This window comes from Salinicola sp. RZ23, assembly GCF_003206675.1.
GTDB lineage: Bacteria > Pseudomonadota > Gammaproteobacteria > Pseudomonadales > Halomonadaceae > Salinicola > Salinicola endophyticus.
Map to the genome: position 1 here is coordinate 52615 of NZ_PZJK01000013.1, position 14697 is coordinate 67311.

General features: G+C 69.0%; 12 protein-coding genes. 6 read left to right on the plus strand and 6 right to left on the minus strand.

Annotated elements, in window-relative coordinates; translation table 11 throughout:
• Window positions 1-7 precede the first annotated feature (7 nt).
• The 3 genes from DOM67_RS12810 to DOM67_RS12820 all read right to left on the minus strand — a co-directional run bounded on the left by DOM67_RS12810 (window position 8) and on the right by DOM67_RS12820 (window position 2434).
• The gene (locus tag DOM67_RS12810) at window positions 8-1078 is read right to left on the minus strand and encodes a putative zinc-binding metallopeptidase (RefSeq protein ID WP_110676445.1); all 1071 of its coding nucleotides are present in this window, start codon (window positions 1076-1078) and stop codon (window positions 8-10) included.
• 172 nt (window positions 1079-1250) lie between these two features.
• Window positions 1251-1673: a hypothetical protein gene (locus DOM67_RS12815; RefSeq protein WP_110676447.1), complete on the minus strand. Its 423-nt coding sequence runs from the start codon at window positions 1671-1673 to the stop codon at window positions 1251-1253.
• 155 nt (window positions 1674-1828) lie between these two features.
• A complete protein-coding gene (locus DOM67_RS12820) occupies window positions 1829-2434 on the minus strand; it encodes a Yip1 family protein (protein ID WP_110676449.1) in 606 nt (201 codons plus the stop codon).
• A 326-nt stretch (window positions 2435-2760) separates the two neighbouring features.
• On the opposite strand from DOM67_RS12820, the gene DOM67_RS12825 reads away from it, so the two are divergent.
• Together DOM67_RS12825 and DOM67_RS12830 are read left to right on the plus strand one after the other, a co-directional pair.
• A complete protein-coding gene (locus DOM67_RS12825) occupies window positions 2761-4470 on the plus strand; it encodes a proline--tRNA ligase (protein WP_110676451.1) in 1710 nt (569 codons plus the stop codon).
• Window positions 4442-5125, plus strand: coding sequence for a transglycosylase SLT domain-containing protein (locus DOM67_RS12830; RefSeq protein ID WP_110676453.1), 684 nt, complete (start codon window positions 4442-4444; stop codon window positions 5123-5125). Before DOM67_RS12825 ends, DOM67_RS12830 begins: the two co-directional genes overlap by 29 nt.
• Window positions 5126-5147: 22 nt before the next feature.
• Here the strand turns inward: DOM67_RS12830 and DOM67_RS12835 are convergent, their stop codons facing one another.
• Window positions 5148-5657 (minus strand): peptidylprolyl isomerase, encoded by a 510-nt coding sequence (locus DOM67_RS12835; protein WP_110676924.1) that lies wholly within the window; start codon window positions 5655-5657, stop codon window positions 5148-5150.
• 179 nt (window positions 5658-5836) lie between these two features.
• Window positions 5837-6373 carry a transcription/translation regulatory transformer protein RfaH gene (gene rfaH, locus DOM67_RS12840; protein ID WP_110676455.1) on the minus strand — a complete coding sequence of 179 codons (537 nt, stop codon included), beginning with the start codon at window positions 6371-6373 and terminating at the stop codon, window positions 5837-5839.
• Window positions 6374-6533: 160 nt separating this feature from the next.
• On the opposite strand from rfaH, the gene DOM67_RS12845 reads away from it, so the two are divergent.
• Window positions 6534-7898, plus strand: coding sequence for an MFS transporter (locus tag DOM67_RS12845; protein WP_110676457.1), 1365 nt, complete (start codon window positions 6534-6536; stop codon window positions 7896-7898).
• A 25-nt stretch (window positions 7899-7923) separates the two neighbouring features.
• On the opposite strand, the gene DOM67_RS12850 is transcribed toward DOM67_RS12845, so the two are convergent.
• Window positions 7924-9765, minus strand: a complete 1842-nt coding sequence (locus DOM67_RS12850; protein ID WP_110676459.1) for an SEC-C domain-containing protein — start codon at window positions 9763-9765, stop codon at window positions 7924-7926.
• Between the two features lie 122 nt (window positions 9766-9887).
• Between DOM67_RS12850 and DOM67_RS12855 the strand changes: the two genes are divergently transcribed.
• The 3 genes from DOM67_RS12855 to DOM67_RS12865 are packed head-to-tail and all read left to right on the plus strand — an operon-like array spanning window position 9888 to window position 14651.
• Window positions 9888-11807 carry a hypothetical protein gene (locus DOM67_RS12855; RefSeq protein WP_232825250.1) on the plus strand — a complete coding sequence of 640 codons (1920 nt, stop codon included), beginning with the start codon at window positions 9888-9890 and terminating at the stop codon, window positions 11805-11807.
• A gap of 7 nt (window positions 11808-11814) precedes the next feature.
• Window positions 11815-13776: a DNA topoisomerase III gene (locus DOM67_RS12860; RefSeq protein ID WP_110676461.1), complete on the plus strand. Its 1962-nt coding sequence runs from the start codon at window positions 11815-11817 to the stop codon at window positions 13774-13776.
• Window positions 13773-14651 carry a 2-dehydropantoate 2-reductase gene (locus DOM67_RS12865; RefSeq protein ID WP_110676463.1) on the plus strand — a complete coding sequence of 293 codons (879 nt, stop codon included), beginning with the start codon at window positions 13773-13775 and terminating at the stop codon, window positions 14649-14651. The genes DOM67_RS12860 and DOM67_RS12865 overlap by 4 nt, the downstream gene beginning before the upstream one ends.
• Window positions 14652-14697 lie beyond the last annotated feature (46 nt).

The window sequence follows — 14697 nt, forward strand, 5'->3', positions numbered from 1 at the left end:
GCCACCCTCACCCGCGCGGCGGCGTGGCCGCTGCGCGGGTCACCAGGTCATGGACATAGGCCAGCTTGTCGCGGATCGCCGGCGTGATGATCACCGGTACCACGTCGAGCAACCCCATTTCCCGGTTGAGCTCGTTGAGCCCGACGCCGACCCGCTGGAAGACCAGAATCATGGCATCGATACCACTGTCCGGTGCCACCCGGGGCAGCCCCAAATCGCCGGCGGTATCCAGCACCGAGACGATGTCCTCGTAGAGCGAGAAAGTCTCGGCGAAATCCTCCCACGGGTGCATGGTGGCGTAGGCCGATACATAGCGCTCGGACCAGTTGGCGGCAGGGCCCTCGGCATAGTAGCGCGCCAGCGCCTCGGCATAGGTGGGCGTGTCGTGATCGCCGAACACCGCCCGACTCGCCGCCTCCTCGCGTCCCTTGATCAGCAGATCCCAGTAGTAGTGGCCGATCTCATGGCGGAAGTGACCGATCAGGGTGCGCTGGGGTTCATCGAGATCGATCCGCAGGCGCTCGCGCTCGACGTCGTCGGCCTCCTTGAGGTTGATCGTGATCAACCCTTCTGCGTGCCCGGTATACACCGTCTCGCCACTGTCGGTGGCGCGCCATTGCCCCTGGTCCGGCAGGGCATCGGCCATGAAGGCGAAGCGCAGCGGCAGCGCTGACGCGTCCTGCGGTGCCGGATGCGGCAGACCCATCAGATCCAGGGTGTAGAACAGCCGCCGCTTGGCCGCTTCCAGCGCCGCCCAGCGCTCGCGGTGACCATCGATGGAGAGGTCGGGAATGACCGTGTTGTGGCGACAGCAGTCGCACAGGCCTTGGTAGCGGGCCGCTTCCCGCGGTGTCAGAAGGCGGTTGCAGACGCCGTGGTGGGCATTGTTGAAGCACTTGACCAGGGTCACACCGCACACGGGGTTGGCGCAGCGATAATCCGCCCCCTGCGGGATCAGCGCAGTCACGCTACGGCACACCGGACACCAGCCGACCTCGGCATGGCACACGGTACAGCGGGTATTGTCGAAGAAGAGCCGACTCGGCGGCTGACAGCAGTGACACTCGAAGGTGCGCATGCGCTCTCTCTCAAAACGGCGTCGAGCGCGGCGGCCAGCCCGGTTGGCGACTACCCGCCACCCCACATCGTGGCGGTGGCGGCGTCAGGGCGCCGCCGCGCCCCTGCCTGAGAGCTTAGCAGAGCTTGAGCTCGACACCGCCAGCGCGGCGAGCGGGTCCCGCCGCCGAGGCTCAGCGCGCGGCGAGATCGACCCGTGACGACTCGATCCAGGCCAGCGCCTGACCCAGGTCACGCGGCCGTTCGACCCGCACCACCTCCTCCTGCCAGCCGCGGGGCAGCCCGCGCGAGGCCAGTAGCGCATCGACCCGGGCCGAATCGACGGGACCGTCGAGGTGGGTGGCATCGACACCCGCGCCCGCCTCGCTGGGCAGGTAGATGGTGTTGTTGGAGAAGTCGACGGCATAGGCGATCACCCCGGGCACGATGAAGAACAACAGCCCGATGCCGTCGGCGATCGCCACGCCGGGATCGATGCGCCCGGGCAGTTGGCCCTTGCGTTCGGGATAGAACAGCGTGCCGCAGCCGGCGAGGGAGAGCGTCAGGCTGGTAACGAGCGCGATGGCGACGGCGCGCCTGGGGGTGATCAGTGACATCGTTGGGTCCCGCGATAGAGGTCGAGCGTTAACCTAATGTAACGCGTGCCCGACGTCCACCGCCCGGCACCACGAAAACACCCGCCAGGGATGGCGGGCGTCGGGAAGCCTCGGGTGCCAGGCGCGGCCACGACGGCCATCCGGCCGCGCTCCGATCACACCAGCGAGGCGCCGTAGCTCCACAGCAGCACGGTCAGCGCCAGCAGCGCTTCGAGCACCAGGATGCCGATCGCCAGGGCCGCGCTGGAGGCGCGAATACCCTCGCCGCGGTCGATGCCGAGGAACGAGGGCAGCCCGGCGAACAGTAGATAGGCGGTGTAGCAGAGCCCGATGATCCCCGCGAGCAGGCAGAGCCAGACGATGGGATAGAGGGAGACGATGCCGCTCAGGAACATGGGTGTCGCCATGTAGCCGGCGAATACCACGCAGCGATTGAGACTCGGCCGCGACGGATAGCGCCGCGCCAGCCAGTGCACCACGTTACCCATCAGCCAGACCGCGGCCAGAATCAGTCCATAGAAGATGATCGCGAGCAGAATGGCGGTGGAGGGCGCCACCTGCACGCGCTCCGCCAGGCCGGTCTCCGAGGTGCCGAAGTGCCACCCCACCAGCGTGGTGCCGATGAACGAGCACACCACCGGCACCGCCGCCAGTATCAGCACGTGGTGTCCGTAGAGGTGGGAAACGGTCTCGTTCTCGCTGCTGATCTCCTGCCACTCGCGGTTGGGATGCGTGAGAAGTCCCCAGACATGATTGATCATGACGCGCCTCTCCACCGCCGCGGGCCGCCGACGACGGCTTCCGTGAATGCCACCGCTCGCCCGGACGGACGATATCGGTCGCGGCCCTGAATTCACTATAGAAAAAAACTCACGCCAGGACAGGTCGAGCTGTCACCAGGCCGGCGCCGAGAACCGCTCCCCCGCGCCGACTTTATCATCCATGATCGCGGGGATTTTGACTGGCCCCCTCCCCGTGGGCGGCTGCCATCTCTATACTGGCCGGCTCACGATCGACTCATCTCCGGGCCGCAGTCGGCTCGCCGCCGATCCCGGACATCGCTGCTGAATACAGGAACGAACACGCCATGCGCGCCAGCCAACTACAGATCTCGACCCTCAAGGAAACGCCGGCGGATGCGGAAATCGTCAGCCATCAGCTGATGCTGCGTGCCGGCATGATCCGCCGTCTGACCTCGGGGCTCTATACCTGGCTGCCGGTGGGCCTGCGTACCCTGCGCAAGGTCGAACGCATCGTGCGCGAAGAGATGGACCGGGCCGGCGCCCAGGAAGTGCTGATGCCGGCGGTGCAGCCGGCCGAGCTGTGGCAGGAGTCGGGGCGCTGGGAGCAGTACGGCCCGGAACTTTTGCGCCTCAAGGATCGTCATCAGCGCGACTACTGCGTCGGTCCGACCCATGAAGAGGTGATCACCGATCTGGTCCGGCGCGAGCTGTCGAGCTACAAGCAGTTGCCGACCAACTTCTATCAGATCCAGACCAAGTTCCGCGACGAGATCCGCCCGCGCTTCGGCGTCATGCGCTCGCGCGAATTCATCATGAAGGATGCCTACTCCTTCGACGTCGACGAGGCCGGTCTGGCGCGCTCCTACGAGAAGATGTACGACGCCTACGTGCGCATCTTCACCCGCCTGGGACTCGATTTCCGCGCCGTGCTCGCCGACAACGGCTCGATCGGCGGCACCGGCTCCCACGAGTTCCATGTGCTCGCTGACTCCGGCGAAGACGCGGTGATCTTCTCCACCGGTTCCGACTACGCTGCCAACATCGAGAAAGCCGAAGCGCTGCCCCCGGCCGGCGCCGAGCGCGCAGCGCCACAGGAGACGCTGCGCCAGGTGCCCACCCCCGGCGTGCGCACCATTGCGGCGCTGGTCGAAGGGTTCGACCTGCCGATCGAGAAGACGGTCAAGACGCTGATCGTGCACGGGGCCGAGGGCGGGTTGGTCGCCCTGATGGTACGCGGCGATCATCAGCTCAACGAGATCAAGGCGGAGCACCTGCCCCAGGTCAAGGCGCCGCTGACCATGGCCGAAGAGAGCGAGATTCGCGCTGCGGTGGGCGCCGGCCCCGGTTCGCTGGGCCCGGTGGGGCTGCCGATGCCGCTGATCGTCGACCGCAGCGTGGCGCTGATGAGCGATTTCGGCGCCGGCGCCAACATCGACGATCAGCACCTGTTCGGGATCAACTGGGAGCGCGATCTGCCGCTGCCCGAGGTCGCCGATCTGCGCAACGTGGTCGAGGGCGACCCCTCGCCGGACGGCCAGGGCACCCTCGCCATCACCCGCGGCATCGAGGTCGGCCACGTCTTCCAGCTGGGCCAGAAGTACTCGCAGGCGATGAATGCCACCGTGCTCGGCGACAACGGCCAGCCCGCCACCCTCTACATGGGCTGCTACGGTATCGGCATCACCCGCGTGGTCGCCGCTGCCATCGAGCAGAATCACGACGCCGGCGGGATCATCTGGCCCGACGCCATCGCTCCCTTCCAACTGGCGATCGTGCCGATGAACGCGCACAAGTCCGAGCGCGTGCGCGATACCGCCGAGACGCTCTACACACGTCTCACCGCCGCCGGCATCGATGTGCTGCTCGACGACCGCGATCTGCGCCCCGGGGTCAAGTTCGCCGATCAGGAGCTGATGGGGATCCCCCATCGCCTGGTGATCGGCGATCGCGGTCTGGACAACGGCGAACTGGAGTACAAGGGGCGCCGCGACAGCGAGGTCACCATGGTCGCTGTCGAGGATCTCGATGCGTTCCTCGCCGAGCGCCTGGGCTGATCATCACCTGACCGGGCGAGCGCTCGCCGGCGCGCTGGCAGCCCTGCTGCTGGCGGCCGGGGCCTTTCTCCCGGTCACGGCAAATCCCGCGGGCACGCCTCAACCGCAGTCCGACTCGATCAGCGCTCTGGCCGCCGACACCGCACCCTCGCCCGCACTGATCGAGGCGCTGGCGCAGGCGATGGCCGCGGAGCCCGACGGCGGCGATCGCTTCGATGCCCAGGTCTGGCTGCTCGACATGCAGTCGCGCCTCGCCCGGCGCCAACCCCAAGCCTACCCCGATCGTCAGGCGCGCTTGAGCCTGCTGCAGCGGATTCACGCCGAGGCGCGCCGCGCCGCCCTGCCGCCGGAGCTGGTGCTGGCGCTGATCGACGTGGAAAGCCGCTTTCGCCCCGCGGCCCGCTCGCCCGTCGGCGCGCGTGGACTGATGCAGGTGATGCCGTTCTGGAAAGCCGAGATCGGCCGTCCCCAGGACGACCTGGAGGATGTCGCCACCAATCTGCGCTACGGCTGCACCATCCTCGCCCACTATCTGTCTCGGGAGAATGGCGACTGGACCCGCGCCCTGGCCAGGTACAACGGCAGCCTGGGCCGCACCACCTATCCGGAACAGGTGATGGCAGCCTGGTATCACTACTGGTGGGTGAAGCGTTGAGCCCCGTGCGACCGGCGGCCGCTCAGACTTGCTTGCGATCCTCGACCTCGGTATGCGAAGTCCCCGGCGGTAGCGGATGGCCCTTGACCCGCTCGGCACGGGTGGCCTCGCGCACCTCGAGGATCTCGATCTCATAGCTGAGGGAGTGCCCGGCCAGCGGATGGTTGGCATCCACGGTGACACTGCCCGCGTCGGCGGCGATCACCGTCACCGTATGCGGCCCTTCCGGCCCCTGGGCCTGGAAGCGCGCGCCCGCATGCAGCGGCTGGTCGGCGGGAAAGGCGCTGCGCGCCGTCTCGCTGACCAGCGCTTCGTCACGCTCGCCATAGCTCTCGACGGGGCTCAGCGTCACGCGCATCTGCGCGCCGGGCGCAGCGCCTGCCAGCTGTGCCTCGAGCGCCGAGAACAGGTTGCCATGGCCATGCAGATAGCTCAGCGGCTGCTGGCGCGCGCGGGAGTCGTCGAGGGTGCGGCCGTCGGCATCGCACAAGCGGTAGTGCAGCGTGGCGACACGCCCGGGGATAATGGTGATTGACGTCATGGGTCGTTCCTGAAATGGGTAAATCTCGGCTGCAACGCGTGGCAACCTCACGCACCCGACGGGGGTGACCGCTCTGAGTCGGCACAAGAGGTCCGCGAGCGCGGAAAGTGCCGTGGCAGTACCCAGGGTGCGTGCTCGAACAACGCCTGAGGTACGCGCCTGCGCAGCGCCTAAGGGACGTGCTTGCGCAGCGCCTCCACCGGCAGCTCCAGGCGCTGGGTCTGCTGCAACAGGTTGAGCAGCACGATGGCTCGCTCCTCGCCCTTCTGCGCGTCGAACACCGCCTGCAGGGCGCGAAACGGCCCGTCGGTGATCTCCACCAGGTCGCCACGCCGGTAATAGACGTTGGCACCCTCGCGACTGGTATCGGCGGCGACCCGATCACGCAGGGTCGCGACCAGCGCATCCTGCACCGCAACCGGTTCGTGGCCGAAGCCGACCAGCCGCAGTACGCCGCGGGTGGAACGAATCGGGCGCCAGTTGCTGGCGAGACGGTCGAGGCGAATGAACAGATAGTGGGGAAACAGCGGCTCGGCCACCCAGACCAGCTTGCCGCGGCGGCGCCGTTGCACTTCCAGCACCGGGTGGAACACCTCGTAGCCCTGGTTGTCCAGATGTTCGCTGGCGCGAAACGATTCACCGCCCTTGCACTGGATCACGTACCAGCGCGGCAGCGCATCGCCATCCTTCATCGACTCCGTGGTCATGCTCGTCTTCCTGATCGCGATCACAATCCCGTAGCGCGCCCGGGCAGGGAAAAGCGTGGCAGCCAGATCCCCCGCGCCAGACGCGACACGATCGGCTAGAGTAGCATTTTTCGCGTCACCACGTCCGCCGACGACACGGCGGACCCTGTCTGGAGGTTGCATGCAACGCGAGCCACGCGACTGGCTGACATCGTGCCGGGTCTATCTGCGCGCCCCGGTCATCACCCTGCTGTTTCTGGGGTTTTCCGCGGGCCTGCCCTATCTTCTGGTGTTCTCCACCCTCACCGCCTGGCTCGAGGACAGCGGCGTCGACGTCGCCGCCATCGGCTTCTTCAGCTGGATCGGCATGCTCTACTCGATCAAGCTGTTCTGGGCGCCGATCGTCGACCGCGTGCGCCTGCCACTGCTGGGTCGCGCGCTCGGCCAGCGGCGCAGCTGGATGCTGCTCGGGCAGGCGCTGATCGCCGCCGGCCTGGTCGGGCTCTCCGGGGTCGATCCGCTGGGGCACCTACCGCTGGTCGCCGCCTTCGCCCTGCTCACCGCCTTCGGCGCGGCGACCCAGGACATCGTCATCGACGCCTATCGTATCGAATCGGGGGAGGCGGAGATCCAGGCCGCGATGGCATCGACCTATATCATCGGCTATCGCATCGGCATCGTGGTCGCCGGCGCCGGCGCGCTGTATATCGCCGACGCCGCCTCCTGGTCGACAGCCTATCTGAGCATGGCGGCGCTGGTCGGCATCGGCATGCTGACGGTGCTGCTGCGCCCCGAGCCGCCGCGCCAGCAGGGGCTGGGCCGGGTGCTGTTCCACCCACGGGTGAAGCGCTTCCTGCACGCCGGAGCATCGCGCCCCGAGTGGCAGCGCCGCGCCGGGGTGTGGCTGATCGCCGCCGTGGTCTGTCCAGTGGCCGACTTCTTCCAGCGCTATGCGCGCCTCGCCTTCGCCCTGCTGCTGTTCGTCGCGATCTACCGCATCGGCGACATCGTGATGGCGGCGATGGCCAATCCGCTCTATCTCAGCCTGGGCTTCACCAAAAGCGAGATCGCCAGCGTGACCAAGGTCTTCGGCGTCGCCATGACCATCGGAGGGGGCGTACTCGGCGGACTGCTGGTGGTGCGCTACGGTCTCGCGCGCATGCTGGTGATCGGCGGTATCGCCGTGGCGCTGACCAACATGGCGTTCGCGGTACTCGCCCTGGGCGGCCAGAGCCTGCCGCTGCTGGTGCTCACCATCACCGGTGACAACCTCGCCAACGGCCTCGCCAGCACGGTGTTCATCGCTTTCCTGTCGAGCCTCACCTCGCGCGCCTACACCGCGACCCAGTACGCGCTGTTCTCGTCGCTGATGACGCTGCCGGGCAAGTTCATCGGCGGGTTCTCGGGCGTCGCCGTAGCCAACCTCGGCTTCGCGCCCTTCTTCGTGCTGAGCGGGCTGCTCGGGGTGCCGGCGATCGCCCTGGCGTGGTGGCTGGGCCGGCGTCTGCCGGAACTCGGCGGGGCGCGCGACACGCCGGCGCCTTGATCCGGCGGCCGACACCCCTCGGCGATCACTGGTTGCGGCGGCTCTCGCCGGCGCGCGCGCAGGGCTGGCGCGAGAGCCACTCCAGCGCGCCGTCCGAGGCGGCCCACTGATCGCGCATCAGTTGGCGGTACTGCCACGCCTCGGCGCGGGTGCCGGGCTCGGGCATGTCGACGCTCAAGCGTGCCGGACGCGGACGCTCCTCGCACAGCACGCGCACGATATAGGGGTTGGCCGCGCACACCTCACCGAGCACCGCGCGCGCATCGTCATGCCGCGCCAGACGATAGAGCGCCAGCACGCGCCCCATCTGCACACCGAGCATGTCGGCGCCCTCCGGCCCAGCCTCACTCACCGCCAGCGCCTGGTCGTCGTTCCCCTCACGCAGCAATTGGTCGATCACCAGCTCACGCAGGCCCAGGCTATCCTCGGCGTCCAGTGCCAACAGTCGCTGCGCCAGCGCCCGCGCCTGGGGGCCGGCACCCCGCTCCATGCCGATCACCAGCGCCAGGCCCGTGCGCAACAAGGTGGCGTTGTCGGCGTCGTGCCAGGAGAAAGTACCGCCGGCATCCTCGAGCTGGGTCAGCCAGGCAGCGTAGCGCTCGGCCAGCGGGGTGAAGAAGGTGTCGACCATCCACGGCAGGCTGCCGAAGCGGCTCGCCAGCGCCAGGGTCAGTGCCTGCATCACCTTGGGCGCATCGAGCCACTCGGGGTTGGCGCACAGCCCCTGCAGCCACTGCGGCGCGGTGACCCAGGGGTCACCGAGGAACCCGAGTGCGGCGTCCTCGTCGATCTCGATCTCACAGGCTTCGATCCAGCCGGCGTAGAGTGACGCCTCGCGCCGACTGGGCTCGTAGAGCAGCGCGCCCTCCGGCGAACGTGACAGCACCAGCCGCGGTGGACGCTGCTGGGTGTGCAGCAGCGCCTGCAGCGCGGTCAGCGGCCCGGCCAACGCCTCCTCGGAGTTGATCACCTGCTCGGCCAGGGTCGACTCGGGGTCGTCGGCGAGCTCGGCGATGAAGTCGAGCTGATCGGGGTCGGCGTGGTGCTGGCGCGCCAGCCGCCGCCACCAGAAGGCCGCGCGCTGGCGCGCCTTGCCCACGTTGCCCTCGTGCAGCAGCACCATGGCTTCGATATAGGCCAGCGAGGGAGAGTCCGGCAGCGTCCGCTGGGCGCTCTGGAAGGCCTCCCGGGCGCTGGCCAGGTCACCGCTGTCGAGGTGCATCAGACAGAGCCGCTCGTAGGCCGCGGCACGGAGGAAATCGGGGCCGCTGGCGATGACCCGCTCGATCAGCGCGCCACGCTTGCGCAGGAAACCGCGCTCCTGATAGAGATCGATCAGGATCTCGAAGGCCGGCTCGATCTGCTCGGCCAACGCCTGCCAGTCACGCTCACCGGCGAACAGCGACTCGAGAATCTGCTGGGCACGGCCGTTGTTGCCGCTCTCGGCGGAGACGATGCCCGCCTCGAGCAGCGCCTGCGCCGGCGCCTTGCGGCTCTCCAGTGCGGCTTTCAATGTCTCGCCGCGCCACTCACGCAGCGACAGCATCCACATCAGATGCGTCGGTACGGCGCTGGGCAACTCCACCCGCAGGCAGCAGTCGCGATAGGCACGGCCCGAATCGCACCAGCAGGGTTCGTCGGGGCGCGGCTCGGCCAGCGGCTCGCAGCCGAACTGGCGACGCACCAGCGGCGTCTGGTTCCAGATGATCGGCGCCAGCGCCTGGGCCATGTCCAGACTGCCGCCGCACTGCTCGGCCCCTTGCGTGCGCGCCCATGCCATCAGTGCCGGGTAGTGTTCGTTGTCGCGAATTGCCTCGAGGGCGCCACTGGCATACCCCAGCAGCTGTTCGACCCAAGCAGTCAGCATGGCGTTCCTCCGTTCGATTGGCCCCATCCTAGCACGCTCGGCAACAGCGCTGGCGACGCTCGACCTGGGGTGCTAAGTTAGCCGCCGCCCGCTCTGTCCGCTGTCGTTTGCAAGGAGCAAGCTTGCTCTCGTTGATCCCCCCAACTCTCCGCCGCCGCCCCCAAGTCGCCGCCAGCGATACCCCCCAGGTGCGCCTGGAGCGCGAGGGGCGCGACGAGATCCGTCGTATCACCGCCGCGGTGGAGAAAGTGCCGTGGACCGTGAGCCTGCTGCAGATCCTGTGGACCGCCGGGCCGGTGACCCTGCTCGGCGCCTGGGGCGGCTACCTGCTCGGCTACGGCAAGGCGCCGACGATCGAGAACTACATCTTCTTCATCTCGTTCACGGTGATCACCGGCATCTTCGGCGTACTCGCCAACCTGCTCCACCACCTGACCCGTGGGCGACGCGTCGAGCGCACCTCGCAGCGCATCGAGCGGGTGATCAAGACGCTGCCGGAGCTGCTGCTGGCAACCCGCAACCTGATCGTCGAGAGCCTCGACGGCGACGCGCGCCGCCGCGAGGCCGCCGCCATGCTGCTGCGCAAGCAGGACCTGTCACCGGCCGGCGTCGAGCTGGCCGCGCTGGAGCTGCTCGACGACCCCGAGAGCGCGCGCCTGATCGGCCAGATCGAGGTCTATCGCCGGGTCGGCCTGCACGCCCGTATCAGCGATCTCTTCACCACTTACCGTGAACGTATCGAGCCGCAGTTCGGCGAGCTGTTCGATCTTGCCCCCCAGGCCATCACCCTGCTGCGCGAGCGTTTCGAAGGCCGCGCGCCCGATCCGCGCTACGGCGTGGCACGGGACGAGAACTTCATCGAGCGCGTCATGGCGGCGATCGAGAGTGACAACGACCTGTTGATGACACTGCAGGATGTCGAGGAGATGGTGATCCTCGCCTTCGAACTGATCAGCGGCCGCGAAATTCCGGTGCTCTCGTTCGAGTACCGCGGCCGCTGGAAACTGGCGCGCGCCTTCGACAATCTCGAGGAGGCCCGCGCCCGCCACCGCATCGCCCAGGCCACCGGACTTTCGCGTCTCAAGGCGCTCAATACCTATCTCACCGAGCGCTCCGTCACGCCGCTGGCCGAGAGCGTCTCCGGCCAGCGCGCCGACGCCCTGCTCGCCCACAGCGTGACGGCGATCGACGACCTCAGCGCGCGCATCGACGCCCAGGTGCGGGCGATCCAGAACGGACGCAAGGAGCAGCGCCAGACACTGCGCGAGAACGCCGAGGTGCTGACCAACGCGATCAAGCTCTACAAGAGCGTCTCCAGCGCCTATGAGTCGGTCGGCCGCAGCCACGCCCACCGCCTGCGCATGGCCGAACGCTGGGAAGCGCTCAGCGCCAATCTCTCCGACAGCACTACCCGCCTGCGCCTGGGTCCTGGTCGGCGCGGTCTGCGCATCCGCGAGAGCAAGATCGCACTCGACGACGAGGCCAAGGCGGAGGTGTGCAAGCTGCTCGGGCGCCACATGGAGAAGGCCAACATCGGCACCTTCCGCGACCGCCTGCGTCAGGCCGAGCGCGATACCCAGTTGAGCGTCGGCGTCGATACCGCCAAGCGCGTGGCGGTGGAGATTTTCCTGGCGCTTGAGCCCCACGTGCAGCTCTCTCGCCCCGCGGTACAGCGCGCCATCAACAGCTCCAACGCGGCGGATTTCGGCCAGCTCGAACCCAATCTCTCGGCCGCGGCCAAGGCAGCCATGGGCTCGGCGATGGTGCGCGAGATCGAGATCGACCTGTCGCGCACCGCAGAATCTCTGGCCCTGGCCCTGGTGCGCCACTACCGGGTGGCACTGGAGCCGGCGGCGATGGCGTTCCTGCAGCGCCAGTATGGCGCCCGCGAAGCCACCCTGACGATGCTCACCAACGTCAACCTGGAGCGCAGCGAGACGCCCAACGTCAGCTATCTGAGCATGGCGCCACCGGCGGTGGGCACGCCGCACCGCCAGTGGTACCGCGCCCTGGTGCGGGCCCGCCGACATCTGGAGAAGTGAACCGCGCATGCGTCTGATCGTCGCCGAAAAGCCCAGCCTGGCGCGGGCCATCGCCGCCGCGCTGCCCACCCCCGCGGTGCGCCGCGAGGGCTATCTGGAGGCCGGCGACACCTGCGTCAGCTGGTGTCTGGGCCATCTGCTGGAGCAGGCCCCGCCAGAGGCCTACGACCCCCGCTATCAGCAGTGGCGCCTCGACGATCTGCCGATCGTGCCGAGCCGCTGGCAACTGGTGCCGCGCCCCCAGGCCCGCGGCCAGATCGCGGTGCTGCGCAAGCTGCTCAAGCGCGCCACCAGCGTCGTCCACGCCGGCGACCCCGACCGCGAGGGCCAACTGCTGGTGCAGGAGGTGCTCGACCATCTCGGCTGGCGCGGTCCGCTGCAGCGTCTACTGGTGCAGGATCTCAACCGTCCCGCGGTGGCCAAGGCGCTCGCCCGGCTCGAGGACAACCAGCGCTACCAGCCGCTGTTCGCCGCCGCCGAGGCGCGTTCGCGGGCGGACTGGCTCTATGGCATCAACCTGACCCGGGCGTGGACGCTGATCGGCCGCCAGGCGGGTTACGACGGTCTGCTCTCGGTGGGTCGGGTGCAGACCCCGGTGCTGGGACTGGTGGTGCGCCGCGATCGCGAGATCGCCGCCTTCGAGCCCTACCCCTTCTATCCGCTGTGGGTCGATCTGGCGGTCGCCGCCGGCGAACTGCGCGCCTGGTGGCTACCCGACGAGAGCCAGCCGCTGGATGCCCAGGGGCGCCTGCTCGACCCGCGCCCGGCCCAGGCGCTGGCCGCGCGCCTGCCCGGCAGTCAGGGCCGGCTGGCGACGCTGGAGCAGCGCCGCAAGCGGCAAGCGGCACCGCTGCCCTACTCGCTCTCGGCGCTCCAGGTGGACGCCGCGCGCCGCTTCGGGCTCTCCGCCAAGCGGGTGCTCGACGTGTGCCAGGCGCTCTACGAGCGGCATCAACTGATCACCTATCCGCGTTCGGACTGTCGCTACCTGCCGGCGGCCCACCATGCCGAGGCCGCACGCACCCTGGCGAGCGCCTGCCAGCATGACGCGACACTCACAGAGTGGGTGCAGGGGGCCGACTTCGGCCGGCGCTCCAAGGCCTGGGACGATGCCAAGGTCGGCGCTCACCACGCCCTGGCGCCGAGCGGACGCCCGGCCGATCTCGCGCGCCTGAGCCGGGACGAGGCCAACCTGTTCCGGCTCATCGCGCGCAACGTGCTGGCACAGTTCTACCCACCGCTGGAGACCTTCGAGACCCAGGCGCTGTTCGAGATCCTCGACGAACGCTTCCAGGCCAAGGGGCGCGAGATCATCGAGCCGGGCTGGAAGCCGCTGTTCACCACCCGTGACGACGTGCCCACGCTTCCGACGCTGCACCAGGGCGAGGCGGCTCGCGTGCTGGGCGCCGAGGTCGAGAGCCGCGAGACGCGCCCGCCGGAGCCGTTCAACGATGCCAGCCTGATCAAGGCAATGATGAACATCGCGCGCTACGTCGACGATCCGGCGGTCAAGCGCACCCTGCGCGAAACCGACGGCCTGGGCACCGAGGCCACCCGGGCCGGCATCATCGAAACCCTGCTGACCCGTGGCTATCTGGTGCGTGAGGCCAAGGCATTGCGCGCCTCGCGGACCGGCCACGCCTTGATCGACTCGCTGCCGCCGGCGGCCTCGCAGCCGGAACGCACCGCGCTGTGGGAGCAGCGCCTGACCAGCATCGCCGAGGGCAACGCCGCGGCGCAGCCATTCGTCGACGCCCTGCTCGCGGATCTGCGTCAACTGCTCGGCCAGGCCAGCGCGAGCAAGCTCGACCAGGCGCTCAAGGCCGCACGCCAGGGTGCCGCCCCGGATGCCCCCAAGGCGACACGCGGCAAGCGCCAGACGGCCAAACGCGGCGGCGGCCAGTCACGCCGACGCACGGCCAGCAAGGGCAAGCCACGCACGCGCCGCGCCAAGGGATCGAGTTCATGACCGCCGCGCCCTGGCTGGTGCTCGGCGCGGGTGCGCTGGGCCAGCTGTTCGCGGCGCGCCTGGCCGCGGCAGACGACATCGGGCCGATCGCGCTGCGCGGGCGCCACGGCCTGCTGAATCAGTTGCGGCTGCAGGAGACCGATGGCAGCTGGCGCAGCCTGGCGCTGGCATCGCCCGAGGCGCCGCCAGCGCTGGTGATCGTCGCCACCAAGGCGCCCGATGCCGAGCAAGCGCTGCAGCAGGCGCAGCTGGCGCCGGGCACCCCGCTGCTGCTGCTGCAGAACGGCTTCAGCGTCCAACCTCGACTGAGCGCCCAGTGGCCGGGGCCGGTGCTGTGCGCGGCGACCACCGAGGCGGCTTACCGCCAGCCGCCACCGGCGATTGGTGTGGTGCACGCGGCGGCGGGCCACACCTGGCTCGGCGATCTGGCGGCACGCCACTTGGCACTGGCCGAGACGGTCGCCGCGATCTTGACCCGCGTCGGCCTGGCGGCCAGCGCCTGCGACGACATCGATGAGAAGCTGTGGCACAAGCTGGCGGTCAACGCCGTGATCAATCCACTGACGGCGCGGCATCGGGTACTCAACGGCGCCCTCGCCGAGCCGCAGCTGAGCGCCGAGGTCGCAGCGCTGTGCGCGGAGATCGCGCAGCTGATGGCGGCGGCGAAGGTGCCACCCCCGGCCGCGGGCTGGCAGGGATGGGTCGGCGCGGTGATCGAGGCCACCGCAGGTAACCGCTCGTCGATGCTCCAGGATGTACTGGCCGGGCGGGGCACCGAGCGCGACGCCATTCTGCAGCCGCTGCTCGCGCTCGCCGACACCCACGCCCTGGCGGTACCGCGGCTACGCGCCTGCTATCGCGCTACGCCGGCCTGAGCGCCAGGTGTGCGGCGGCGATTGGCAATGCGCCCGCAGGCCAAGC

Bases quoted from the DNA above. Each gene is read 5' to 3' on its own strand.
- DOM67_RS12810 (WP_110676445.1), bottom strand. From the start codon at position 1,078: ATGCGCACCTTCGAGTGTCACTGCTGTCAGCCGCCGAGTCGGCTCTTC.
- DOM67_RS12815 (WP_110676447.1), bottom strand. From the start codon at position 1,673: ATGTCACTGATCACCCCCAGGCGCGCCGTCGCCATCGCGCTCGTTACC.
- DOM67_RS12820 (WP_110676449.1), bottom strand. From the start codon at position 2,434: ATGATCAATCATGTCTGGGGACTTCTCACGCATCCCAACCGCGAGTGG.
- DOM67_RS12825 (WP_110676451.1), top strand. From the start codon at position 2,761: ATGCGCGCCAGCCAACTACAGATCTCGACCCTCAAGGAAACGCCGGCG.
- DOM67_RS12830 (WP_110676453.1), top strand. From the start codon at position 4,442: ATGCGTTCCTCGCCGAGCGCCTGGGCTGATCATCACCTGACCGGGCGA.
- rfaH (WP_110676455.1), bottom strand. From the start codon at position 6,373: ATGACCACGGAGTCGATGAAGGATGGCGATGCGCTGCCGCGCTGGTAC.
- DOM67_RS12845 (WP_110676457.1), top strand. From the start codon at position 6,534: ATGCAACGCGAGCCACGCGACTGGCTGACATCGTGCCGGGTCTATCTG.
- DOM67_RS12850 (WP_110676459.1), bottom strand. From the start codon at position 9,765: ATGCTGACTGCTTGGGTCGAACAGCTGCTGGGGTATGCCAGTGGCGCC.
- DOM67_RS12860 (WP_110676461.1), top strand. From the start codon at position 11,815: ATGCGTCTGATCGTCGCCGAAAAGCCCAGCCTGGCGCGGGCCATCGCC.
- DOM67_RS12865 (WP_110676463.1), top strand. From the start codon at position 13,773: ATGACCGCCGCGCCCTGGCTGGTGCTCGGCGCGGGTGCGCTGGGCCAG.